This is a genomic window from Nostoc sp. (genome assembly GCF_041747015.1).
Taxonomy (GTDB): domain Bacteria; phylum Cyanobacteriota; class Cyanobacteriia; order Cyanobacteriales; family Nostocaceae; genus Nostoc.
The window spans coordinates 1-23,140 of sequence record NZ_JBGTFY010000370.1 but is presented as its reverse complement, the minus strand read 5'-3'; the positions used below and the strand labels follow the sequence as shown (position 1 = coordinate 23,140).

16 protein-coding genes and 2 pseudogenes are annotated in these 23,140 nt (G+C 41.3%); 10 read left to right on the top strand and 8 right to left on the bottom strand.

Features of this window, described 5'->3' with window-relative positions; genetic code table 11:
- Positions 1–3: 3 nt before the first annotated feature.
- The 5 genes and pseudogenes from ACEW80_RS29430 to ACEW80_RS29410 form a co-directional block, all read right to left on the bottom strand.
- A complete protein-coding gene (locus ACEW80_RS29430; protein ID WP_373530001.1) occupies positions 4–1,707 on the bottom strand; it encodes a Nif11-like leader peptide family RiPP precursor in 1,704 nt (567 codons plus the stop codon).
- 30 nt (positions 1,708–1,737) lie between these two features.
- A complete protein-coding gene (locus ACEW80_RS29425) occupies positions 1,738–1,947 on the bottom strand; it encodes a hypothetical protein (protein WP_373530000.1) in 210 nt (69 codons plus the stop codon).
- A pseudogene (locus ACEW80_RS29420) lies at positions 1,944–2,762 on the bottom strand (SPASM domain-containing protein); the annotation flags it as partial. The pseudogene ACEW80_RS29420 and the gene ACEW80_RS29425, both read right to left, overlap by 4 nt.
- A gap of 6 nt (positions 2,763–2,768) precedes the next feature.
- Positions 2,769–2,912 (bottom strand): annotated as a pseudogene (locus ACEW80_RS29415) (Nif11-like leader peptide family natural product precursor); the annotation flags it as partial.
- Positions 2,913–3,131: 219 nt separating this feature from the next.
- Positions 3,132–3,338, bottom strand: a complete 207-nt coding sequence (locus ACEW80_RS29410) for a hypothetical protein (protein ID WP_373529999.1) — start codon at positions 3,336–3,338, stop codon at positions 3,132–3,134.
- A gap of 437 nt (positions 3,339–3,775) precedes the next feature.
- Here ACEW80_RS29410 and ACEW80_RS29405 point away from each other — a divergent pair, with 437 nt between their 5' ends.
- On the top strand, positions 3,776–4,180 hold the full coding sequence (locus ACEW80_RS29405) for an NHLP leader peptide family RiPP precursor (protein WP_373529998.1): 405 nt from the start codon (positions 3,776–3,778) through the stop codon (positions 4,178–4,180).
- An 820-nt stretch (positions 4,181–5,000) separates the two neighbouring features.
- Positions 5,001–5,408, top strand: a complete 408-nt coding sequence (locus ACEW80_RS29400) for a hypothetical protein (RefSeq protein WP_373529997.1) — start codon at positions 5,001–5,003, stop codon at positions 5,406–5,408.
- Between the two features lie 141 nt (positions 5,409–5,549).
- On the opposite strand, the gene ACEW80_RS29395 is transcribed toward ACEW80_RS29400, so the two are convergent.
- The 3 genes from ACEW80_RS29395 to ACEW80_RS29385 all read right to left on the bottom strand — a co-directional run bounded on the left by ACEW80_RS29395 (position 5,550) and on the right by ACEW80_RS29385 (position 8,311).
- Positions 5,550–5,753, bottom strand: a complete 204-nt coding sequence (locus ACEW80_RS29395; protein WP_373529996.1) for a helix-turn-helix domain-containing protein — start codon at positions 5,751–5,753, stop codon at positions 5,550–5,552.
- 223 nt (positions 5,754–5,976) lie between these two features.
- Positions 5,977–6,777 (bottom strand): response regulator, encoded by an 801-nt coding sequence (locus ACEW80_RS29390; protein WP_373529995.1) that lies wholly within the window; start codon positions 6,775–6,777, stop codon positions 5,977–5,979.
- A 181-nt stretch (positions 6,778–6,958) separates the two neighbouring features.
- On the bottom strand, positions 6,959–8,311 hold the full coding sequence (locus ACEW80_RS29385) for an ATP-binding protein (protein ID WP_373529994.1): 1,353 nt from the start codon (positions 8,309–8,311) through the stop codon (positions 6,959–6,961).
- A gap of 581 nt (positions 8,312–8,892) precedes the next feature.
- On the opposite strand from ACEW80_RS29385, the gene ACEW80_RS29380 reads away from it, so the two are divergent.
- The 8 genes from ACEW80_RS29380 to ACEW80_RS29345 form a co-directional block, all read left to right on the top strand.
- A complete protein-coding gene (locus ACEW80_RS29380) occupies positions 8,893–9,645 on the top strand; it encodes a hypothetical protein (protein WP_373529993.1) in 753 nt (250 codons plus the stop codon).
- A gap of 5 nt (positions 9,646–9,650) precedes the next feature.
- Complete coding sequence (locus ACEW80_RS29375) at positions 9,651–10,610, top strand: DUF1822 family protein (RefSeq protein WP_373529992.1); 960 nt, start codon at positions 9,651–9,653, stop codon at positions 10,608–10,610.
- 20 nt (positions 10,611–10,630) lie between these two features.
- Positions 10,631–13,000, top strand: a complete 2,370-nt coding sequence (locus tag ACEW80_RS29370) for a CHASE2 domain-containing protein (RefSeq protein ID WP_373529991.1) — start codon at positions 10,631–10,633, stop codon at positions 12,998–13,000.
- Positions 12,993–13,802, top strand: coding sequence for a DUF928 domain-containing protein (locus ACEW80_RS29365; RefSeq protein ID WP_373529990.1), 810 nt, complete (start codon positions 12,993–12,995; stop codon positions 13,800–13,802). Before ACEW80_RS29370 ends, ACEW80_RS29365 begins: the two co-directional genes overlap by 8 nt.
- A gap of 30 nt (positions 13,803–13,832) precedes the next feature.
- Positions 13,833–16,601, top strand: a complete 2,769-nt coding sequence (locus ACEW80_RS29360) for a filamentous hemagglutinin N-terminal domain-containing protein (RefSeq protein ID WP_373529989.1) — start codon at positions 13,833–13,835, stop codon at positions 16,599–16,601.
- Positions 16,591–18,420 carry a ShlB/FhaC/HecB family hemolysin secretion/activation protein gene (locus ACEW80_RS29355; RefSeq protein WP_373529988.1) on the top strand — a complete coding sequence of 610 codons (1,830 nt, stop codon included), beginning with the start codon at positions 16,591–16,593 and terminating at the stop codon, positions 18,418–18,420. The genes ACEW80_RS29360 and ACEW80_RS29355 overlap by 11 nt, the downstream gene beginning before the upstream one ends.
- A gap of 177 nt (positions 18,421–18,597) precedes the next feature.
- Positions 18,598–21,267, top strand: coding sequence for a CHAT domain-containing protein (locus ACEW80_RS29350; RefSeq protein WP_373529987.1), 2,670 nt, complete (start codon positions 18,598–18,600; stop codon positions 21,265–21,267).
- A 365-nt stretch (positions 21,268–21,632) separates the two neighbouring features.
- Positions 21,633–23,140, top strand: a 1,508-nt coding sequence (locus ACEW80_RS29345; RefSeq protein ID WP_373529986.1) for a filamentous hemagglutinin N-terminal domain-containing protein, incomplete at its 3' end; no start/stop codon positions are given.

Here is a 23,140-nt window from a genome sequence, read left to right as displayed (position 1 = left end):
TCTTCAATCAGCTACTTTTACAACGCGACCTTTAAGATTTTGTGCTTTTTGATGTAACTGCTGGAAATAGTCGGTTTCATCATTTTTGGCCGTTCGCCCCTTGATTTTTTGCGCTTTTTGTTGGAGTTCCTGGAAATAATCTGTCTGTGTGATATCAGCTACCTGACGTACCTTTTTCGCTTCATCGATTTCAACGTTTAATTCCATCACTTGCTGTTTGAGCTTTTGCTCTCGCGCCTTCACCTCTTGGGCCATTTGCAGGAAAACGCGCACTAGTTGACCAATATCATCATTCGCGTCAGACACCTTAGCCAACTGATGATCATCAAAATTATCCTGTTCTACCAGTGATTGTGCTGCTTTTGTTAGCGCACGAATCGGTTTGGCAATACTCCGCGCTAAAATCAAGGCGATGATTGCTGCGATCGCTCCTACTGCCAGTAAGCTGTAGCTGTTCTGCCAAATGAGTTCATTCAAGGGAGCATCAAACTGTGCGTGGGCTTTGTTCACCCCTAACACCCAAGGTTGCTCTTGTAAGGGAGCAAAGCCGATCATCTGGCGTGTCTGCTCAATTGGGGAATAATAGCTGGTGTGACTTGTCTGTTTAGCTCCCACGATCGCAGATGCTAACTCTGGAACGTCCAAGCTTTTGATTTGATCGACACCATAAAGCCTATCGGTTTCGCTCTGCTGTTGTTTGTTAGCTGGCAAGGGGACTAGGCTATGATAAAGTAGCGATTTATCAGGATGGCTAATGATTACGCCACGCTCGTCAACCAAGAAGGCATAACTTTGAGAGCCAGCCTGCAACGCATTTACAATCGCCCAGATGTCTTCTCCCTTGATTTTTAAGACCGTTACACCGACAATCTTGCCGCCCTCAGACCGTACAGGATTGGAGAAGTAAATGCCTGCTCGTCCACTCGTTGTACCAACTATAATGCTGGAAACGTAAGGGCGTCCCTGAATGCTAAAGCGGAAGTATTCACGGAAAGCGTAGTTTTGAGCAATGAATGTGGGGTCAGTGGCAGCAAGGCAGCGTCCCTTTGTATCTATGATGTAGACAACATCATAGTCGGGGTTGGAGCGAAAGACGTTATCTAGCGTTCGTTGCATCGAGGAGCGGAAGGCTGTTTGCTTCTGAGGATTAGTAGCAGCCAGAAAACCCACTACATCCTTATCAGTACTGACTTGGACGGCAACACGCTGGATGTCAATTATTAGCTGGTCGAGGCGACTAGCGTTACTGGTGGCTAAGAGTTCCAGTTTGCGGTATTCGCTGTCCTCTGCACTCTTGAGGCTTTCTTGGAGGTTGTGATAGGTGGTGAAGCTCATCGGTATGAGGGCAACTGCAAGCAGTGCTACCGAGAGTTTTGTTCTGATAGACCAGGCAGAGGGGTTAAAGAACCGACGCAAGAGTTTAATTGAGCCGATTTGCTCTAAACCCGACCATACCTTGGTGGGTGGTTCGTAAGGGGCAACCTTTAGCCCACCTGCGATCGCATCTAGCTCTGCATCACTGATACTATCACCTGACTTTGAGATTTGAGCTAAAGCAGCTTCCCATTGGGGCAGTGTAAAACTATAGCCAGCAGCTAATACGATTTCTAAGCGTTGCTCATCACTGGCAGCATTTTGGAGTTGCTTTTGCAACAGTTCATCCGTGGCTATCCGCTCATAAAAGGCTTGTGCGCTTTCAACAGACATACATTTTAAGAGGCTATTAAATCAGTTGCCTCAATCCCAAAGAGTTGCAGTAATCTCTGCCATGTCCAGGGACTGCTTCGCTTTAACAAGAACCTTTAAAAAGGCTCGCCGATTTTGCCAACCAGAACGCGGTAGGATCGGAGACCGAACATCTGAAACATTCAAAGACTCAAAATTATCGGTTCCTTCGTTGGGAAGTAGTTCTTTCTCTAAAGCAGGAGAATTACTTGTTTGGCTCATATTACACCTCTTGCTAGGGCGTAAGTAGATTTGGGTTCATCCTGCCAGCTATCTGACCACTGGATGCGATCGCTAGTAAAATGAAGTGAGTCATCAACAGGCCAAGGAGCTTCAATAGGTTCCTCAATTAGGGCAAATTCCCCGTTATCAAAGGGAAGTCCCTGCGCCCGCACCTTTGGATAAACCCGCTCTCGCATCCCCCACTTTGCCTGCTCTAAGGCGCGATGGTGGCAATAAGGATTGTTCCCCCGGCGATCAAAGAAGACGTGCGCCGTCCAGGTGCAACCTCCACGGCAAAGTTCAGCATACTCGCAAGTTTTACAGAATCCCCACAGGTGTTCTGTTCCTTTAGGAGTATCGGCATCGAGGTTAAACCGCAGTTCTTCTGTCTGTTCAACAATTTCTCTTAAAGAGCGGTCTCGGATATTACCGCCAGTGTAAGCTGCTGTGGGTAATGAAGGGCAGCCTTTTATTGCGCCATCTGCCTCCAGACCCAATGTAGACAGTCCTGCACCGCAACCTTGCCAAAATCCCCATTCATTCCCACCTCCGCGCATCAGCCGCTCATATGGGCCGTAGTAGCCGATGTTATTACCAGGTTGCATCCTGACTCCTTCACGACTAGCCCGTTTGCTTACACGAGCAAGCATTGGGTAAAGGTCTAGTAGTTCATACGGCTGGAGGAGAATGTCTGCGTTGTCTGCTGCGTTGCCCATAGGAACCGTAAGTTGGATCTGCCAAGCCATAGCACACGCATCACGAATTTGCTCGTAAATTAGAGGAAATTCTGGAGCAGATAAACGGTTGATTTGGGTGGCTTCCCATTCTTGGGAAGTAAATTCATAATCAGCAGCTTTGAGTATTTCCTGGCGTTCTTCTGTAGAAGTCGCCTCCTCTAATTGCGTTCGGAACGTTTCATCTGTGGTCATTCTGGAATAGAATGCCTTTGCACTTTCAATAGACATAGATTTCTCCCATTTTTTCGGTTTTGCTTAGTGTGTAGCGGGATGCGATCGCTTCATTCAATAGAAGAGGAGCTTGAATTACCAGTTACCACTAACTCAACTTGAGTTTGGTAAAAACTTTTCTCAAAATCAAGATGTCTGAAAGTTATTTTGCCTTATTCCAAAGTCAGGTTTGTGAAAATTCAGACATTGAGTTTTAAGACATTTAATTAGATATATTTAGAAATGTTTATCAAGTTTTTCCCCAATATCAGAAACTAAATCTTTGCCCTCTTTATAAACGTCAGTAACAAAGTCCTTAGCAACATCTACTACTTTGCCTAATTCTATACCACCGGAAACCGAAGTAAGCTGTTCATCAGATAACTCATTAGATTGCTGTTGGGAATCGATTTTCTTTTTAGGGTCAATTGAATTGTTCGTCATGGTATGTTTTTCCTTTGGATTTTTTGGTTCACTTCATCGAAATACTATAGGTGAATAAAGCTTATTAATCACTTTTTTCATTAAGTTTATCAACCTTTTATTTGAAAAAGCTGAAGATTTAGATTGATATCTAATAAATTAGGAGATCCAAAAGCTAAATCCAATGCACAATATTTTTGTAAAACTAACATTTTTTTTTATCTTGATATCAAAAAAATTATTAGTTCCATCAAAAGATAGTGTATGGTAATTACCTTCAAAACTCAGTTAGTATTTTTACAGGTTTAGCACTTCTAACTTGATTGCTAAAGCATAAAAGGATGGAATGTCTGAGCAAAGGTTGCTGAGAATCACAAACAGTGATAAAGATGCAACTTAAACTTAACAACCCAATCTGTATCTAAACTGAATGTTCTTTACTTGAGGAAATAAAAATCATGAATGAACAACAAACCCTCCAACCGATTCGCAAACAGATTGAAGCACACATTATAGCCCAAGCTTGGAACGATGAGACTTACAAAAAGGAATTGCTCAGCAACCCCAGAGCCGTCATCGGAAAAGAATTTCGCGTTCAACTGCCTGCTGAAGTGAATGTGACAGTGATCGAGGAAAGTCCCACTAGCTTATACTTCGTGATCCCCAACATTCCTAATGCAGTAGCTGAAGCGGAATTAAGTGAAGAGCAGTTAGAAACCGTCGCCGGCGGTGGTCCTTTGACAGCTATTGCTACTGGTGGATTCGCCGCTGCTGGTACATTAATAGCTGGTGGTAGCGGTTCTGATGCTATTGGAAATGGGATTGCTGGTGCTGGCCTTGGGTTACTGCTTCCTACTCCCTAATTTTCTAGAGAAGTAGCGAATGAATAATGTGCTAACAGCAGTCGCATAAAGATGTTGGCTGCTGTTGCAGGTAATGCCTGTTACTCAGAACAAAAATCCAAAAAGAAGCCAGATTTGCATCAATTTAAAGCCTGAGAACAGTTAATCATACTTGGCTAACTGTTCTCTACTTCCTCATAAGAAGCTAGAAGGGTAGTTAGATATAAAATGAGGTTCAAGGTAAACAAATTTCCAAGAGATGCCCTGGTCTTTATAACTGGAGCGTTGTTCTAGGGTTTTTTCCTAACACTTATGATACTATCATTAAATTAAGCTGTCAAAAATGCTTTGATAGTTGGTGGAAGTGTCTTCATTATTAGTACGGTGGAGATATTCTTTTATCGTAAGTAACAACTCCTCGATTCTAAAAGGTAATTTGAGTCGATGCATATTAAGGAAATTTTATTTTTCCATTTTCCTATGGAAGTACAGGGCAGGGTCTTGTTGCCCGACATAATCTACTAATAAATGGTCTTTGATATGCCCACGTTAGTTGTTTACATGGATAGTTATCATAAAATTTTCCAGGAAAGAGCTAGGGCAAACGCATCTAAAGTACTCTTCATCCTGACCAAGATTAAGACCCAACGAGAAATCAGTATTTCTGGCTTGATTTATTTTCTAAGGCTCAAAGCGATCGCTAAAATCTTTGTCAATAAGTAGGGATTAATGAGATTATTTTTGAGTCTATTGAGAATATACAAGTCTTCTTGACATGATGCGGCCGCCCTAAGGAAAGAGCTGATTCAAATTGTAGAGCTAGCACAATAACTGTTGTGACATGAAACTGAGTAAAGAGCAGTTGGATCAACTCAAGGCTTATGAAACTGCCGAGCAGACAATTCATAATATGAAAGTTAATGTGACGTTAACATTAGAAGGCATACTTTTGAAGAATATCGACTTGCATTCCCTCAGTATAGCTGTAAAGGAGGAACAAATGGCAGAGAGAACCTGGACATTTGAGTTAGACGATCATCGTCACGTTGTTGAAATAGAACATGGTGGACCATTAGGCACGCGCGTTATCCAAGTTGATGGTCAGATGGTAGAAGACTCATCAAAATTTTGGGATACAGGTTCTTCCTATCCTTTTACAATTGGCGAACATGAGTGTGTTCTTACCATAGAGCGTCAATTGATTAACTATCAATATCGGTTGTCTGTTGACGGTCGGGAAATCGTGTAATAAATAAGATTGTAGATAAAGTGACCAAGGCTTGTTCGTAATAATACTTAGGTCTTGCTGCTGTTCACGTTTTTTCAACTCTTGTAACGGAATTAACTTGATGGGGACATCTGACGGGGTGACAACCCGTCAGCCTTTTTTCTACTTTTGCTGAGTGCTGCTTTGAGTGCGCTGTGCCTCACGCCAAGCTTGGGGTGTACTACCGTGATATTGGCGAAACTGGTAGAAGAAATCACCCTCATGCTGATAGCCTACTGCCTCCGCAATCTGATTTGCGGATTGGTTAGTTTCCAATAGCAAGGCGCGCACTGCTGCTATCGGGCGCTCGATAATACAATGATTCACTGTTTTATCCCGTCTGGCGTCGTACTAGTAGTCTGCCAACCCAAAAATGCTAAGTGAGGACTGGGGAAAGGGTAAAAGGTAAGGGAGTTAAACCCTTTCCCCCTTTCCCCTTACCTTTTACCCCGCCAAGTTCACTTGGCGAACTACTAGGTCAGTTAGGTAAGCTGCAAAGTAACCAACTGCCTCAGCTACATTGCACAGAATCAGTTGATGATAATTTGCCTCAATGAACTGAAAAACGGATACGCTGCGCCTTGCGCCAAAGTTGAGGTGTAGTCCCATGATACTGGCGAAACTGACGGAAGAAATGTCCCTCATTCTGATAGCCTACTGCCTCAGCAATCTGATTTGCAGATTGGTTGGTTTCTAAAAGTAAGGCAAGCACTGCTGCCATTCGGCGCTCGACAATCCAATTATTCACCGTTTTTCCTGTCTGGCGTCGCACTAGGTCGGTTAAGTAAGCTGCGGAGTAACCTACTGCTTGGGCTACGTCGCACAGGGTAATCGATTGATAATAATTGGCTTCGATAAAGTCGAAAACCTCTTTCAGTTGAGGGCAAGTAGGCAAGAGCGACTGCGGATCTACCGATTTGGTGTCAGTACTTTGTGGTTCTGGAACTGGCTGAGACTGAGCAACATAGCACTGGCGCATGGCTGCTTGTTTTTCTAATCGGGTAGCGATCGCTTCCAATAATTCCTCTACTGTTGAGGGCTTGGTAAGATAGTCGTCTGCTCCCAATTTCATGCCTTGACGAACCTCAGTTTTAGAAGATTTGGCGCTGAGAAAAATGAAGGGAATTGTTGCCGTTAAAGGGTTTTGGCGCAATGTATTCAAAACACCATAACCATCTAGTTCTGGCATCATAATGTCGCACAGTACCAAATCAGGCAAGTGTTCTTGTGCTTGCTGAATACCAACAAGACCATTTTCCGCAGCGATCGCTTCAAACCCTTCTGCTTCTAAACTGTCTAAAAATATATCTCGACTTTCTGGCTCATCTTCAATGACTAAAATCTTTGTCATGGTTTCCCCTTGATATTTAGTTATTTATCAGGTGAATAACGAATTACAGCGATTTATAATTGGGTAAATCAGGTTGTAGGGGCGCAAGACATTATGCCCCTACAACCTGATTGTGTTTCATGCTAATGAAAACCTCTGTATGAATTTTCATCATCTTTCCGGCTGTGCTGTGCAGAGATTGTCATAGCAGGGGCAGCGTAATTGTAAACTTAGTACCCACCCCAACTTCACTGACGACGGTGATTTGACCACCATGCAGGTCTATAAGCTTTTTGACAAGAGCCAATCCCAATCCATTACCTGGGATCTGCGCGACATTCGCACCCCGATGAAATGGCTTAAACAGTCGTTGTTGATCTGGTATCGAAATGCCAATTCCTTGATCCTTAATCTGGAAAATCACTTCTCCATCCTGGCAAGAAGCTACTAAATCAATCGTGCTATCACTCGGTGAATACTTAACCGCATTTGAGAGCAAATTCCTGAGAATAGGCTGTAGCAATTTTTTATCCAGGCAGACTGTACAATCACCTTGGCTAACTAAGGTGACTGTGTGTTGGGGAGCCACTGCGTTGCGAACTTTCCCAAAATTGGAGCAAGTGGCGTTGCTTTCGTTCAAATTCATTTCTGCCAATATGTCACGGCAAAATTGGATCGGGTTAAGTGGTTTTGGCTCAAACTTTAGCTTTCCCACCTCCGCTTTACCGTTGATGAAAATTTCATCCGTCAATTGGCTGATTTGTTCGACTGCTGTCTGTAGGCGCTGTAAATACTGTAGTTTTTTCTCTTCAGTCCATCGGTGAAGATGACGTTTTAGTAAACTAGTAGAGAGTGAGATGATGTTCAAGGGAGTACGGAATTCATGAGAAACCATAGATAAAAAGTGCGCTCTGTGTTCATTGAAAAGTTTTTCTTGTTCTAGAGCAAAGCGAATTTCTCTTTCTGTTTGCTTGTGTGCAGTGATCTCCCGAAAGCTCCATACAGTGCCAATAATTTGTTCACCTAACCGCAGAGGTTGGCAGTATGGCTCAAAGATCCTGCCATCGTTGAATTCTAAAATATCGTAGTCTTCAAAATCTAATTGACTATCCAGTTTTTGAATGCGTCTGCAAAAAATTTCTGGATTTTTAAGTTGGTCTTTATAAAAACTTAAAAATTGGTTATGCTTCTGTGAAATAATGCTCGAATCGGTAATCTGCCACATTTGAAAAAATTTCTGATTCGCACAAAGGATATCTCCCTTACAGCTGATTGCAATAATACCGTCAGCAGTGGAATCTAAAGTTGCCTGAAGCAAAGAAAGGGACTTTTGTAGTTCTGTCTCTGTCTGCTGATACAAAGCTTGATCATGACACAATTGGTCTTTAGCAGCACTTAATTCAGCCAAAAGCTCTTGCACTTTTGACTCTAATGCTATATTGATTTTCTGTAAATCCAAAAAACTCTGCTGGCGATGGCTTATATCATGATCCCAGTTATGCGTCGGTGTGACTTGAAAATTGCGTAGTTCTAAAATACCGTCGTTAGAAACCATACTTCCACTCCTAGCGATTATTGAATGAGGTTTTAAAGATTATTTTCCACCCTCAAACTGCTGGTAAGCTGTTATAGCTTTAATTTGCATCGATAAAATCAAATTGATACCGAGCTTTTAAAATCTCCAGGACTTACGCAAAATAGCCATACAGCACTTCCGGCAGCTATGAGGTACATTCTAAAAGCTGAAAGCAATGATAGGAGAGGGGCAAGGAGAAAACTATATTGCATAATAGCCGGAAGCGCTGTAAGTGGCGGTAATTCATGAATTACCGCTACAGAATAATAGGGTTTTCAATTATTTTTGCCTAAGTCCTAATCTCTTTCAAAGTCAAGCCTCTATTTCTACATCGGGAAAAAATTGCCTAACTATGAAAAATGCAATATTTTGAACAACTTGCCTTAAATAATCTCTCTGCTCTACTCCTGTGCGGTATCTAAGGAAACATTTGAGTGTAATTTTAAAGTTTTCATAATTTTTTGATTACTGACTGATATAAGAGTAAGGTCAAATAAAGCGGTGCTTATAACTGTGTGGCTATCTCGTGTCTACTGTACTTTTCATTGGTTAAAGCTTTTATGGACGATCAGGATGAACGCCTGCGCCAATTGATTGCGGCAGTGTGTCAACACCCAGATGGCAGCCGGGAATGGCGAAAAGCTATGAGTCGGCTTCTAATTTTAATTCAGGGACTACCGGAATTTAGAAAATACTCAAGCATAGACTGTCCCGACCACTTTTTAGATGCCTTAAACCAAAGTTTGGAGTGGTTGAGCCACAATATCAGAAATTTTCAGCCACGTACATCTTCAGTGCGATCTGATTTAGTAAAATGGCTTAAAAGCCACCTTTACTGGCGCATCAAAGATTTAAATTCACCATCTTCCTCTCGAGGAAAAAGATTTCATCTTTCCTTGGATGAAAGCATTTTGGATGCTGATACAGAGATAACAACTTGGTTAGAACGAGTGTCAGAACAAGGACAACTATTAGGAACGCCATCTAACCCGTATGTTCTAAGCGGACTTGAAATTTATCTTGAACAATTACAACAGGAGTCACAACAATGCTTAGTAGCCAATTTAGCAATTTACATTGAGCAAGACCCAGACAAGCAATTACGAAACTGTTATCCTCGAAAACATCCCGGATGCAATTGTCAAGTACTTAGTCAAAGGTTGCTCTTCATATTTAAGAATCCACCAGATAAGCTTACTGATATTGCGCGTGAGTATCAAATCAATTACCAAACTTTAGTATCCTACTGGAAATTAAAAGCAATACCGCTCCTGCAAGAAGTTGCCATTCAACTCGGATATCAATCTAATTAACAGCCATGAGTAGCACAGAAACACTTTGCTTAAAAATTACACTTGGACAAGAAGCTCATGCCATTGCCCGCCAGTTTGCTGTTGAACAAACTACGCCTCAAAAAGGGAAACAGATATATTTGAATACACTAGCAGTTTATGCTGTTTACAGTTACCTGAAATGGCTGTGGATTGATACTGCTTTAAAAGAAGGCGATAGTTGGCATCCTCTTAAACGAGCTTTATTTGATGTTGCCGATCTAGTTCTTCCCAACATTGGTAAGTTAGAGTGTCGTCCAGTTCAACCTGGTGAAACGGTAATTTTCTTACCACCTGAAGTGATGGAAAATAGAATTGGTTATGTGGCTGTCCAGTTTAGCGAGCAGTTAAATGAAGTGCAGCTGTTAGGATTTGTTAGAAGAGTTAATATTCCTGATAATTGGGAGCAAATACCACTAGCAAGCCTCAAACCCCTTAATTTCCTCTTCGACTGTATTCCTGACGCTGTTGCTCACCCTGCACTCAGTGCTAGCCAAATACGGGTAAATTTAAACCAATGGTTCGAGAATCTGTTTGAAAATAGTTGGATGGCTCTAGAAGAAGTTTTCAGCAGTATAAATGATAAAAAGTTTGCCTTAAGAAGTATTTCATCAAAGCGTGAAGGCAATGTAGCACGAGCAAAAATAATAGATTTGGGATTACAAGTTGGAAATCAATCTGTAGTTCTGTTAATAGCGATCGCACCTTATTCTGAAGATAAAGTAGAAATACTAGTACAGTTACATCCAATAAACGGACAAACTTATTTGCAATCTAACCTGAGAATGAATTTACTATCAGAATCAGGAGAAAATATCCAAGAAGTTGTATCACGAAGTAATGATAATTTTATTCAATTAAAACGATTTAGAGGGTATTCTGGAGAAGGCTTTAATATACAAGTGTCTAATGGTGATTTCAGAATCAAAGAGGCTTTTGTCATCTGACATTTTTTTGTCGGAGTGCAATGAGTAAGTTAGTTGTTTTAAATTTGGGTAAGGGAGACCTCTACAAAGGCTTCCCCGATGTCACAGTTCAACTTGGGTTGACAAATGATCATCGGGCGATGGAATTTCGTGGTAGTTTACCAGCAGCACCAGAAATTCCCCAACTTTATCGAAATTGGCAAATACTATACTCGGCTCTCTACCGATATTATGGTTGGTCTGTACGCCTGGAAATCGAAGAGACTGATGTCACAAATTTTTCGGAAGTTGAATTTAACGATTTATGTGAGGAATTATCATTTAGAATTAATATCTGGCTCAACTCGGGGCAGTTTCGCAAAATAGAGCAAAAGTTACGCACGCAATTAAATCCAAATGAAGAAATTTGCTTTATGATTGCAACTAGTGATAAATTATTGCGGCGGCTTCCTTGGCATTTGTGGAATTTCTTTGAAGATTATCCAAATGCCGAAATAGCGCTCAGTCCCTTAGAGCCACAACGACAAAATAAAATATATATTAAAGAAAAAAAACTTAGAATATTAGCGATTTTTGGCAATAGTAAAGGGATTGATATTAGTCAGGATAAACGATTTTTAGAAAAGTTATCAAACCAAGCTAAAATAAAGTTTCTCCTTGAACCACAACGAAAGGAATTAAGTAATGAGCTTTGGGAGAAAGGTTGGAATATTTTATTTTTTGCAGGACATAGTTATAGTCAAGAAAAAGGAGTTCTGCAAATTAATCAAACTACGACAATTACTCTAGATAGATTAAAACATGGACTCACAAAAGCAATTGAGAGTGGATTGCGTTTGGCAATTTTCAATTCCTGTGATGGCTTAGGGTTAGCAGAAGCATTAGAGGATTTACACATTCCCCAAGTTATTGTCATGCGCGAACCAGTCCCAGACTTGGTAGCACAGGAATTTTTAAAACATTTTTTAACAGAATTTTCCAGTGGACAATCTTTATATTCTGCGCTGCACAAGGCGAGAAAAAGACTTGAAGGAATAGAAGATGAATATCCTTGTGCAACTTGGTTACCAGTAATTTGTCAAAATCCTTTGGAAGCGCCAATGACTTGGCAGTTACACCGAAAAATACTCACTACCAAGAGTGTTTTGACCATATTGCTGGCCAGCTTTTTGGTGACAAGTTTGATTATGGGGGTAAGGTATTGGGGTTATCTGCAAACCTCCGAGTTAAAGGCTTTTGACCATTTTATGCAATTGCGATCGCATCTTGTTACAGAAAAGCCTGACGAGCGGATTTTAATTATTACTATTGATGAAGCAGATATTCAGTACCAAATCAATAAAGGGATGCAAATGCGATGGTCGTTATCTGACCAAGCCCTTGCTCAATTATTAGATAAATTAAGTAAGTACCAACCGCGAACTATCGGTTTAGATATTTACCGTGATGGGACTGTAGATCCCAAATATCCAAATTTAGCCACTCGTTTTAGCCAGGATAATCGTCTATTTTTTGTGTGCAAAGTTGCTACAACTGATAATGATGGTGATAGTGATGGTATTCCGTCACCTGATGGAGTTCCAAAGGAACGGTTAAGTTTTAGTGATTTTGTTGCAGATGATGAAGTTATTGCTCGTCGTCAGCTTTTATATTTGACTCCTCCCCCAAAATCTCTGTGTACCACAGAATACGCTTTTAGTCTACAACTAGCACTTCATTATTTAAATAAAGAAGGCAAAACATCAAATGTTACAAAAGAAGGTTATTTGCAAATTGGTAATGTTGTGTTTAAGCAATTAAACGAACACACTAGCGGTTATCAAAAAGTAGATGCATCTGGTTATCAAATATTGTTGAATTATCGTTCTCTCTCCTCTGTTGAAAAAATTGCCGAGCAAATTAGTTTGAGAGATGTGTTAGATGAAAAGATACCCCTAGAATCAATTCAATCACTTAAAGACCGTGTTATTCTTATTGGTCTTTCTGCCCCTACTAACACGAACGATTATTGGAAGACACCATTCAGTTCTAGTGCAAAGCAGAAGCAAAAGCAGATACCGGGGGTGTTCGTACAAGCACAGATGCTAAGTCAAATCCTCAGTGCAGTTTTAGACCGCAGACCCTTGTTGTGGTGGTGGTCTGGATGGATAGAGACAGTTTGGATATGGATATGGTCATTATTAGGAGGTATTATAGCGTGGTATTATTCCAAACCTCTGCATCTGGGACTGGCGGTGATAGCAATACTTTTAACACTATTTGGCTTATGTTTTGGCATTTTTATACTGGCTGGATGGGTGCCACTTATCCCCCCAGTATTAGCAGTGTTAACTACCCAAGTAATTGTAATTTCATGGTTTAGACGTTCTCATCTTGATAAAAGAAGAAAATTAAATTTTAATCATGATTAGAAAAAAATTACTAATCCAAAGAATTCAAGAGACTTGCACAATTTATTTGCTAATTATTAGTGCAACAAGTCATTTGCAATCAGTGCAGGCACAACTGACTAATTCGATTCAAAACCCTGTGAAAAATTCGGATTTCCAATCCTTCCAGCAACCGACATTGCCCAGAAACGGCGCACCTACAGGTCGGCGCAAAGCAGGGGCTGGGCGTAATCCTGAGTGTCCTAAGTCCCTGGCGAGTCTTACTGCTTTAGTTCCTGGTAATGGAGGAAAATCAGTCTTGGCATCAACAGTTGTAGAAAATCCAACTTTTTGGTTTTATGTTCCTGAACTACCAGAGACTACACGTTCCGCAGAATTCGTGCTACAAGCGCTCTCTGGTAAAGATGTAGAGAATGTTTATCGAACACCTCTTACTCTGTCTGGAAAACGTGGTATTATTAGCATTACTCCACCACAACCGCAATACTCCTTAAAAGCAAATAAAAAATATCACTGGTACTTTCATGTTTATTGTGGTGATGTGGGAAAAACATCTGACAATTTTTATGTAGATGGGTTTGTGCAAAGGCAGGCGCTGACTCAGACTCTTGATAGTCAATTAAAGACAGCAAAGCCAAGGGAGTACATTGCTTATAGCACTAATAATATTTGGTACGATGCCCTAACTAATTTAGGTCAACTGCGCCATGCAAATTCGCAGAATGCAACTCTTAATAAAGATTGGGTTGACCTATTAAATGCCATTGGCTTACAAGATATTGCTAAAGAGCCAATTGTACAGCATTACAACTTAGAAAACTGACAAAATCAGACGAGTAATCGGGTGGGTACAATGTTAGGGATAACTCAAGATTGGCGATGTTGGTATTGTAGTTTGGCGATGGGCAGCCTTTTGATTGCTTCTTCGCAAGAGCATGTTTTCGCTCAAATTGCTCCAGATGGCACTTTGCCTAACAATTCCAGTATTACAAGGGATGGGAATACTTTTAATATTACTGGAGGAACACAAGCAGGAAGTAATTTGTTTCACAGCTTTGGCGAATTTTCTGTACCTATTGGTGGCACTGCTTCTTTTAATAATGCTCTTAATATTCAAAATATCATTAGTCGAGTAACGGGTGGATCTGTATCTAATATTGATGGAATAATCAGCATTAAGGGCGCAGCTAACCTGTTTTTAATAAATCCCAATGGGATTATTTTTGGTCAGAATGCCCAATTGAATATTGGTGGTTCTTTTGTTGCGACTACAGCATCGGCAATTGGGTTTGGCGAACGAGGTTTTTTCAGCGCAACTGAGAAAAATATCCCTTCATCCTTGTTGACTGTTAATCCTTCAGCATTATTGTTTAATCAAATTAATCAAAATGCAGCGATTCAAAATAACTCAGTTGCACCCGCAGGAAGAGATCCAGCAGGCTTTGATGCTTTTGGTTTACGAGTACCAAATGGTAAGAGCTTACTGCTGGTGGGTGGTAATGTCAGCATGGATGGGGGAGGATTAAATGCTAATGGTGGACGAGTGGAGTTAGGAGGATTGGCGGAACTTGGTAGTGTAGCGCTAGGTGTATATGGCAATAATCTCAGCTTGATATTTCCTGAGAATGTTGGGCGAGCTTCGGTATCCTTCACCAATCAAGCAGGTATATCTGTAAGTGGGGCTGGTGGGGGTAATATTGCAGTCAATGCCAATAATCTAGAGATTTTAGGAGGAAGTATTTTAAGAGGTGGTATCGGGCTAGGTTTGGGGACACCTGAAACTGTTGCAGGAGATATTACGGTGAATGCTACCGGGTCAATCAAAGTTGCATCTGGGAGCATAGTTGCCAATCCTGTGCGTTTAGGGTCACAAGGCAATGGGGGTAACATTACTATCAAGTCTGGTTCTTTCTCGTTACAAGATGGCGCTCAACTTTCTGCCTCAACTTCAGGACTTGGGAATACGGGGAATGTGACAGTGCGCTCAAAAGATGCTGTTTCCCTTGCAGATGCTTCTATCCTCAGTTCAGTGGAATCAGGGGGTGTAGGTAAGGGAGGTAATATCGACATCGGTGCTGCAACACTATCACTAATTGATGGTGCTCAACTAGTAAGCATTACTCGTGGTGCATCTGATACCCAACCAGCAGGACGAGGGGATGCAGGGAATGTCAATATAGATGTTACTGGCACTGTTAATATTGCTGGGGACAAAAATGATTTCCTTAGTGGGATTCGCAGCCGGGTGCAACCGGGAACAGTTGGCAATGGGGGTAATATTACTATCGATTCTGGTTCTTTCTCGTTACAAGATGGCGCTCAACTTACTGCCTCAACTTCAGGACTTGGGAATGCGGGGAATGTGACAGTGCGCTCAAAAGATGCTGTTTCTCTTGCAGATAATGCTTACATCCTCAGCACAGTGGAACAAGGAGGTGTCGGTAGGGGAGGTAATATCGACATCAATGCTGCAACACTATCACTCAAAGATGGCGCTCAATTGCTAACTCTTACTCGTGAAGCATTTGATACCCAGCCAGCAGGACAGGGGGATGCGGGGAATGTCAATGTTAATGTTACTGGGTCAGTTGATATTGCTGGGGAGAAAAACGGTTTTGTCAGTGGGATTGGCAGCTTAGTGCAACCGGGAACAGTTGGTCATGGGGGTAACATTACTATCGATTCTGGTTCTTTCTCGTTACGAGATGGCGCTCAACTTTCTGCCGAAACCTTTGGACAAGGGAATGCAGGCACAATTAAAGTTAATGCTGCTAATTTTTTTACTATTTCTGGCAAGAGTTCTAACTATAACAGTGGCTTGTTCGTTAACTCCCAAAGTCCGACGGGTACTGCTGGAGATATTATCGTCACCTCACCTAGAGTTACTTTGGACGATAGTGGCAGACTCTTCGCCGAATCTGCATCGGGTAACGGTGGCGACATCAACTTACAAACTGATTTACTCATTCTGCGTCGTAGCGCTCAAATCTCTACCACCGCAGGTACAGCAGAAGCTGGTGGCGATGGTGGCAACATTAATATTGATGTCCCGTCGGGCTTTATCGTTGCCGTCCCAAGAGAAAATAGTGACATCATCGCCAATGCTTTTACTGGCATTGGTGGGAGAGTGGATATCAAAGCCAATGGCATTTATGGTATTCAGTTTCGTGAAAGTCCAACTCTTTTGAGTGACATTACTGCTAGTTCAGAATTTGGTACACAAGGCACTGTAGAACTTAATACACCTGGTATCGACCCCAACAGTGGCTTGGTTGAATTGCCAACAATACCAGTTGACACCCAGGTAGCCCAAGGTTGCTATAGTCCAGGTTACGCCCAAAACCGATTTGTGATTACTGGACGCGGCGGTTTACCACCCAATCCCAAAGACATTCTCACTCCTGATGCAACCCAAATAGATTGGGTGTCTTTTAAACCCAGCAATAACAACCGTTCCCTACCACCTGTTACTAATAAACCAACAACCTCCACTCCCAAACGCATTGTTGAAGCCACAGGTGCAGTGCTAAACGCCAAAGGACAAATAGTCCTCAGTGCTAATTCATCCACCGTTACTCCTCATACTTCCAGACAGAACCCAATTCAATGTCATGGTAGCTAAAATTACTCCAACTTTTGCAGCATCCTGCTTGCTTATATTACTCAGTAGCCTGCCAACTACACCCGGTAAGGCGCAGACAGTCAATCGCGTACAACTACTCCAAAACAATTCTCCCTCGCTCCCACAACTTCCACCACCGCAGGATGTCCAACCACTTTCGCCCAGAACACCAACAACACCCTCTCCACCACCACAACTACCCCCTCCATCCGAACTATTCCAACCTGATAAACTAGTTCCCATACCAGATGAACCACTCCCTGAAACATCACAAATCTTTACTGTTAAACAATTTGAAGTTATTGGCAGTACAGTATTCAGCCAAGAAAAATTTAATCAAATACTAGAATGCAGTCAAAAAAACCTGACATACAGGTTGAGGCAGAAAACCGAGTGTTTTACAAATCGACCAATTACATTTACAGACTTATTAGAAATTCGCTCTAAAATTACTGAACTTTATATTCAAGAGGGGTATGTTACTTCTGGAGCTTATATTACTGAACAAACTCTTACTGATGGCGTTGTTCAAATCCAAGTAATTGAAGGTAAATTAGAGGATATCCAGATAACTGGAACTAGGCGACTCAACCCAAATTATATTCGCAGCCGTATAGCTTTAGGGGCATCCACTCCTTTAAATCAAAAACGCCTACTAGAATCCCTGCAATTATTGCGACTCAATCCTTTAATTCAAAACTTGTCCGCTGAATTATCTGCTGGCTCACGTCCTGGCTCTAATTTGTTGGCTATCAAAGTAACAGAGGCGGATACATTTAATGTAGAAACAGTATTTGACAATGGTCGTTCTCCTAGTGTTGGTAGCTTCCGACGGCAACTGCAAGTTAACGAAGCCAACTTACTAGGATTTGGAGATAGTATCTCGTTAGCATACAGTAATACTGACGGTAGTAATACCATAGATGCCAGCTACAGCTTGCCTCTTAATCCCCGTAATGGCACTCTCACCTTCAGCTATGGCAATACATCAGCCGATATTATCGAACGTCCTTTTAATACACTAGAGATTGAATCAGCTTCCCAATATTACGAACTCACATTCCGCCAGCCGCTAGTGCAAACTCCCAATCAAGAATTCGCTCTAGGAGTCACGGCTTCTCGCAGAGAGACTGATATTTCCTCTTCTGTGTTTGAACAGGAGGATGCTCCCCTTTCTCTACTTTCGCCGGGGGCTGATGCAGAAGGAAACACCCGTGTTTCTGCGTTGCGATTTTTTCAAGAATGGACTCTTCGTAATAGCCAAGAAGTAATTGCGGCTCGTTCTCAATTTAGTCTGGGAACTGGCGTATTTAATGCCACAATCAACAATACCGAACCTGACAGCCGCTTTTTCGCTTGGCGAGGACAAGCACAATGGGTACGTCTGTTAGCTCCTGATACTTTGTTATTAATTCGTGGCGATGTACAACTAGCTTCTACAACGCTTTTAACTTCAGAACAATTTGGTTTAGGTGGTATAAGTAGTGTACGGGGTTATCGTCAAGATTTACTGTTAGCAGATAATGGCGCTCTTGCTTCTGTTGAGTTACGGCTACCAATTGTGCGTGTACCACAATGGGATGGAGTTATGCAAGTTACCCCGTTTGTTGACGTTGGCACTGCTTGGAATAATTCGTCGAGTATAGATGAAAATAATACTAACACCTTAGCCTCTGTTGGTTTGGGTTTGCGTTGGTCACAGGGCAATAATTTTACTGCTGGTGTTGAGTGGGGTATTCCTTTAGTTTCTGTTGATACTCAAGGTAATACATGGCAAGAGGATGGGCTGTATTTTTTTGTACAATATAACCCATTTTAATCTAATATTATTACACAAAGTAGTCTGTGCGTTGCACGGATAATACCCAACTTTTAGTAAATTTTCCCGTGTTGTAGCTAAAACATCGCACAAAGCCGCCCAGTGGATTACAAGGTTTTTCTAATAGCTAATTATCAAGAACAGATCCAAAATGAAAATTAAAGTTGGTAATTTTCTATGAAAAAATTAAAGCATTTATTGTTATCATTCTTGACTGCGTTTCTTTGCATACTTTTGTCAGTTTTTGATAATTCTCCTATTTTTTCAATAACAGCTTTTGCAACATCTAAAATACTATCTTCTCCTATTGTAGCAACAAAACCTACTGTTAACCAAACCCAAATTTTTAGTTTAGTGCAGCAAAGCCAAGCACTTTATGAAGGGGGAGAGTTTACAGAAGCAGTACAACTTCTAAAAAAAGCAGCAGACGAATTTAAAGCTACTAATAATGTATTGAATGAAGCTATAGCTTTGACTAACCTTTCCTTAGTGTATCAGCAGTTAGGACAATGGCAACAAGCGAATGAAGTCATCTCACAAACTATTCAATTATTACAAAGTCTAAAAGATTCAGATTCTTCACAAGAGCAATCACAAGTCTTTGCTCGAGCTTTAGATGTTCGAGGTGGGCTGGAGTTAGCACAGGGACAAACTGAAGCAGCCCTAAGTACTTGGCAATCAGCAGCTAAAATTTATCAGCATTTAGATGATATATCTGCCCTAATTCGCAATCACATTAACCAAGCCCAAGCAATGCAAGCTATGGGAAATTATCTTCAAGCAGATAAAACCTTAACCTCGGTACGAGAAATTCTTCAAAAACAACCAGAGTCTCCTCTCAAAGCCACAGGCTTGTATAGCTTAGGGAATATCCTGCGAAGTTTGGGTTATCTAAACGATTCGCACAAAATCCTAGAAGAAAGTTATTCTGTGGCTGTCCAAGTAGGGAGTGCGATCGCTCAAAGTAATGCTTTACTTAGTTTAGGTAATACAGCCCGTGCTCAAACATCCGCTCAACTTAGTTTGGGTAACTCAAGCAACGCCAAGGATTACACTAAAACAGCAATTCAATACTATCAGCAAGCGGCTCTAATTGCATCTGCAACACCTACTGTGCGCCTGCAAGCTCAACTGAATTTATTAAGACTATTGGTAGAACAAGAGGAATTTAGCACAGCAAAGGCATTATTGCCCCAAATTCAGTCTCAGATAGACAATTTACCTCCAAGTCGCACGGCTGTTAACTACCGGATTAATTTTGCTCAAAGTCTGAGCAAAATGAAACAAAACTCAGTTGAGCCAAAAGATGTTGCTAAAATGCTAGCGCAAGCTGTGCAAGTGGCTAAGAGTTTAAAAGATCAACGAACCGAATCTTATGCCCTTGGTACTCTTGGCGAACTGTACGAACAAACCGGACAGTTATCTGATGCCAAAGGTCTTACACAGCAAGCCTTGGTGGAAGCTGAATCCATTGATGCCCAAGACATTGCTTATCAATGGCATTGGCAGATGGGACGAATACTGCAAAAGCAATCTAATATCCCGGCAGCAACACAAGCTTATAATCGAGCTTATAACGCCCTCAAATCCCTTCGTAACGATTTAGTTGCAATTAATCCTGACGTACAATTTTCTTTCCGCGAAAGTATAGAACCTGTATATCGACAGTACGTTGATTTATTGTTGCAACTTCAAGAAAATCCAATTCAAAAGCCAGATAATCTCGTTCAAGCCCGACAGGTAATTGAATCTCTCCAATTAGCAGAATTAGATAACTTTTTTCGTTCGCCCTGTTTGGTACCAAGAGTTGACCTTGATCAATTACTTGAAAAGGAAATATCCACAGCTGTTATCTATCCAATTATTTTAGATAACCGACTAGAAATTATTACTCGCTTACCAGGGCAAGATACAATCTACCGTAAAACAACTAAAGTCCCTAAAGATATATTAGAAAAAGCTGTAGAACAACTACAGAAAGATTTGCCCGTTGCTAGCCGAGAGCCTGATGTTAAACAACTCTCACAACAGTTATATGACTGGTTAATTAAACCTATTGAATCAGATTTTGCAAACAAAGGTATAACTTCCCTAGTGTTTGTGCTGGACGGTTCTTTGCGGAATATCCCAATGGCGATTCTTTATGATCAACAACAGCAGAAATATCTGATAGAAAAGTATGCTATTTCTTTGATGCCTGGACTACAACTCCTTGCTCCTAAATCTTTAAACAACGTGCGGCTAAACGTTTTAATTGCTGGGGTTGAGCAAGAACGCTTTATTGAAGGTAAATCTTTTTCGGAACTTTCAAATGTTACACAGGAATTAAAACAAGTTCAATCTTCAGTTAAATCAAGCAAAGAACTCTTAAATCAAGAGTTCACTAAAGCTAATCTGCAAAACCAAATTCAATCTACTCCTTTCTCAGTAGTGCATCTAGCTACTCATGGGCAATTTAGCTCAGATATTGAACAAACCTATATTCTTACCTGGGATAGCCTACTAAAAGTTAGGGAGTTAGATAGTTTACTACGGGCTAGAGGCGAAAGCCGACCAGAAACAATTGAATTACTCGTACTTAGTGCTTGTAAAACTGCCACGGGAGACAAACGAGCTGCTTTAGGGTTAGCTGGAGTTGCGGTACGGGCAGGCGCACGTAGTACATTAGCTACTTTGTGGACAATAGATGATGAGTCTACTAGTGAATTTATGGGTGAATTATATCGGCAATTGGATGCTGGAGTCACTAAAGCTCAAGCTCTACAACGCGCTCAACTTGCAATTCTAGCAAAAGAAAATCGCCCATATTTTTGGGCACCTTATGTTCTTCTGGGTAATTGGTTGTAATTATTTAACAATAAAGAATGTAGAGTTTAAGAGTTAAAATTGGTGAATTTACCTTTTAGCGATTAGTGAGCGTAACTGTTTTATTTTAGGCATAAAAACGATTGTATCTAAAGCTATTAAGCATTGCTGATCGCTCTTTCAAAAAAACTTTGAGATTTACTAAAATTACAAAAATATACACCTATATCTTAAAGAGAAAAAATACACCTAACTTAGAAACTCTTGTAAGTAATTAGCAGGCTTTGCATAAAACCTGTACTTGTAAAATTGATAAATACGCAAGTGTTAACTTGATTTCCCTTACTCGTGGTTTACTGAAAAATGAGTATATCTTTTACAAAGCTTAGGAGGATGCGATGTTTGGCATGAGTACTCGTTGTTTTTTGGGAATGGTGTTCGGAAGTGCGATCGCTTTCGGGGAAAATTGTGCTTCTGCTCAGATTACCCCGGATAGCACTTTGCCTAATAATTCCATCGTTACACCAGATGGTAGCACTCTCAATATCACTGGAGGAACACAAGCTGGTGGTAATTTGTTTCACAGCTTTAGCGAGTTTTCTGTGTCTTCCGGCGGTACTGCTTCTTTTAACAATGCTTTTGATATTCAGAATATTATTAGTAGAGTCACAGGTGGTTCAGTTTCTGATATTAATGGAATAATCAGCACTAAGGGTACAGCCAACCTGTTTCTAATAAATCCCAACGGCATTATTTTTGGTCAAAATGCCCAATTAAATATTGGTGGTTCTTTTGTTGCGACGACAGCTAATGCACTGCAATTTGGAAATATCGGATTTTTTAGCGCTACTGATCAAAATATCCCTTCACCGTTGTTGACTATTAATCCTTCAGCATTGCTGTTTAATCAGATTAATCAAAACGCCGCGATTCAAAATAACTCAGTTGCAGCCACAGGAACAGATCCAGTAGGTTTAAACGCATTTGGTTTACGAGTACCAGATGGTAAAAGTTTACTGCTGGTGGGTGGTAATGTCAGCATGGATGGGGGACGATTAAATGCTAATGGTGGACGAGTTGAGTTAGGAGGATTGGCGGAACCTGGTAGTGTAGCGCTGAGTGTAGATGGCAATAATCTCAGCTTGATATTTCCTGAGAATGTTGCGCGAACTTCGGTATCCTTTATTAATCAAGCAGGTGTATTTGTAACTGGGGCTGGTGGCGGTAATATTGCAGTCAATGCCAGGAATTTAGAGATTTTAGAAGGAAGTTTTTTAAGCGGTGGTATTGTGCAAGGTTTGGGGACACCTGAAACCGTTGCGGGAGATATTACGCTTAATGCTACCGGAGAAATCAAAGTTGCTGGTAGGAGCATAGTTCGTAATCTTGTGCACTTGGGGTCACAAGGCAATGGGGGTAATATTACTATCGATTCTGGTTCTTTCTCGTTACAAGATGGCGCTCAACTTTCTGCCTCAACGCTTGGACAAGGAAATGCGGGGAATGTAACAGTGAGTGCAAAAGATGCTGTTTCCCTCGCTGGTAATGCTGCCATCTTCAGCACGGTGGAAGCTGGGGGTGTAGGTAAAGGTGGCAATATCGACATCAATGCTGCAATACTATCACTAATTGATGGGGCTCAACTGGCAACCCTTACTGCTGGTGCATCTGCTACCCAGCCACCAGGACAAGGGGATGCAGGGAATGTCAATATTAAAGTTACTGGCGCTGTTGATATTACTGGGGAGAAAAATGGTTCTCCCAGTGGGATTCGCAGCCGGGTAAATACGGGGACAGTTGGCAATGGTGGTAACATTTTTATCGATTCTGGTTCTTTCTCGTTACAAGATGGCGCTCAACTTATTGCCTCAACTTCTGGACAAGGAAATGCGGGGAATGTGACAGTGCGGGCACT

Bases quoted from the DNA above. Each gene is read 5' to 3' on its own strand.
- ACEW80_RS29390 (WP_373529995.1), bottom strand. From the start codon at position 6,777: ATGACAAAGATTTTAGTCATTGAAGATGAGCCAGAAAGTCGAGATATA.
- ACEW80_RS29370 (WP_373529991.1), top strand. From the start codon at position 10,631: ATGAGTAAGTTAGTTGTTTTAAATTTGGGTAAGGGAGACCTCTACAAA.
- ACEW80_RS29410 (WP_373529999.1), bottom strand. From the start codon at position 3,338: ATGACGAACAATTCAATTGACCCTAAAAAGAAAATCGATTCCCAACAG.
- ACEW80_RS29380 (WP_373529993.1), top strand. From the start codon at position 8,893: ATGGACGATCAGGATGAACGCCTGCGCCAATTGATTGCGGCAGTGTGT.
- ACEW80_RS29425 (WP_373530000.1), bottom strand. From the start codon at position 1,947: ATGAGCCAAACAAGTAATTCTCCTGCTTTAGAGAAAGAACTACTTCCC.
- ACEW80_RS29350 (WP_373529987.1), top strand. From the start codon at position 18,598: ATGAAAAAATTAAAGCATTTATTGTTATCATTCTTGACTGCGTTTCTT.
- ACEW80_RS29400 (WP_373529997.1), top strand. From the start codon at position 5,001: ATGAAACTGAGTAAAGAGCAGTTGGATCAACTCAAGGCTTATGAAACT.
- ACEW80_RS29385 (WP_373529994.1), bottom strand. From the start codon at position 8,311: ATGGTTTCTAACGACGGTATTTTAGAACTACGCAATTTTCAAGTCACA.
- ACEW80_RS29405 (WP_373529998.1), top strand. From the start codon at position 3,776: ATGAATGAACAACAAACCCTCCAACCGATTCGCAAACAGATTGAAGCA.
- ACEW80_RS29360 (WP_373529989.1), top strand. From the start codon at position 13,833: ATGTTAGGGATAACTCAAGATTGGCGATGTTGGTATTGTAGTTTGGCG.
- ACEW80_RS29365 (WP_373529990.1), top strand. From the start codon at position 12,993: ATGATTAGAAAAAAATTACTAATCCAAAGAATTCAAGAGACTTGCACA.
- ACEW80_RS29430 (WP_373530001.1), bottom strand. From the start codon at position 1,707: ATGTCTGTTGAAAGCGCACAAGCCTTTTATGAGCGGATAGCCACGGAT.
- ACEW80_RS29375 (WP_373529992.1), top strand. From the start codon at position 9,651: ATGAGTAGCACAGAAACACTTTGCTTAAAAATTACACTTGGACAAGAA.
- ACEW80_RS29355 (WP_373529988.1), top strand. From the start codon at position 16,591: ATGGTAGCTAAAATTACTCCAACTTTTGCAGCATCCTGCTTGCTTATA.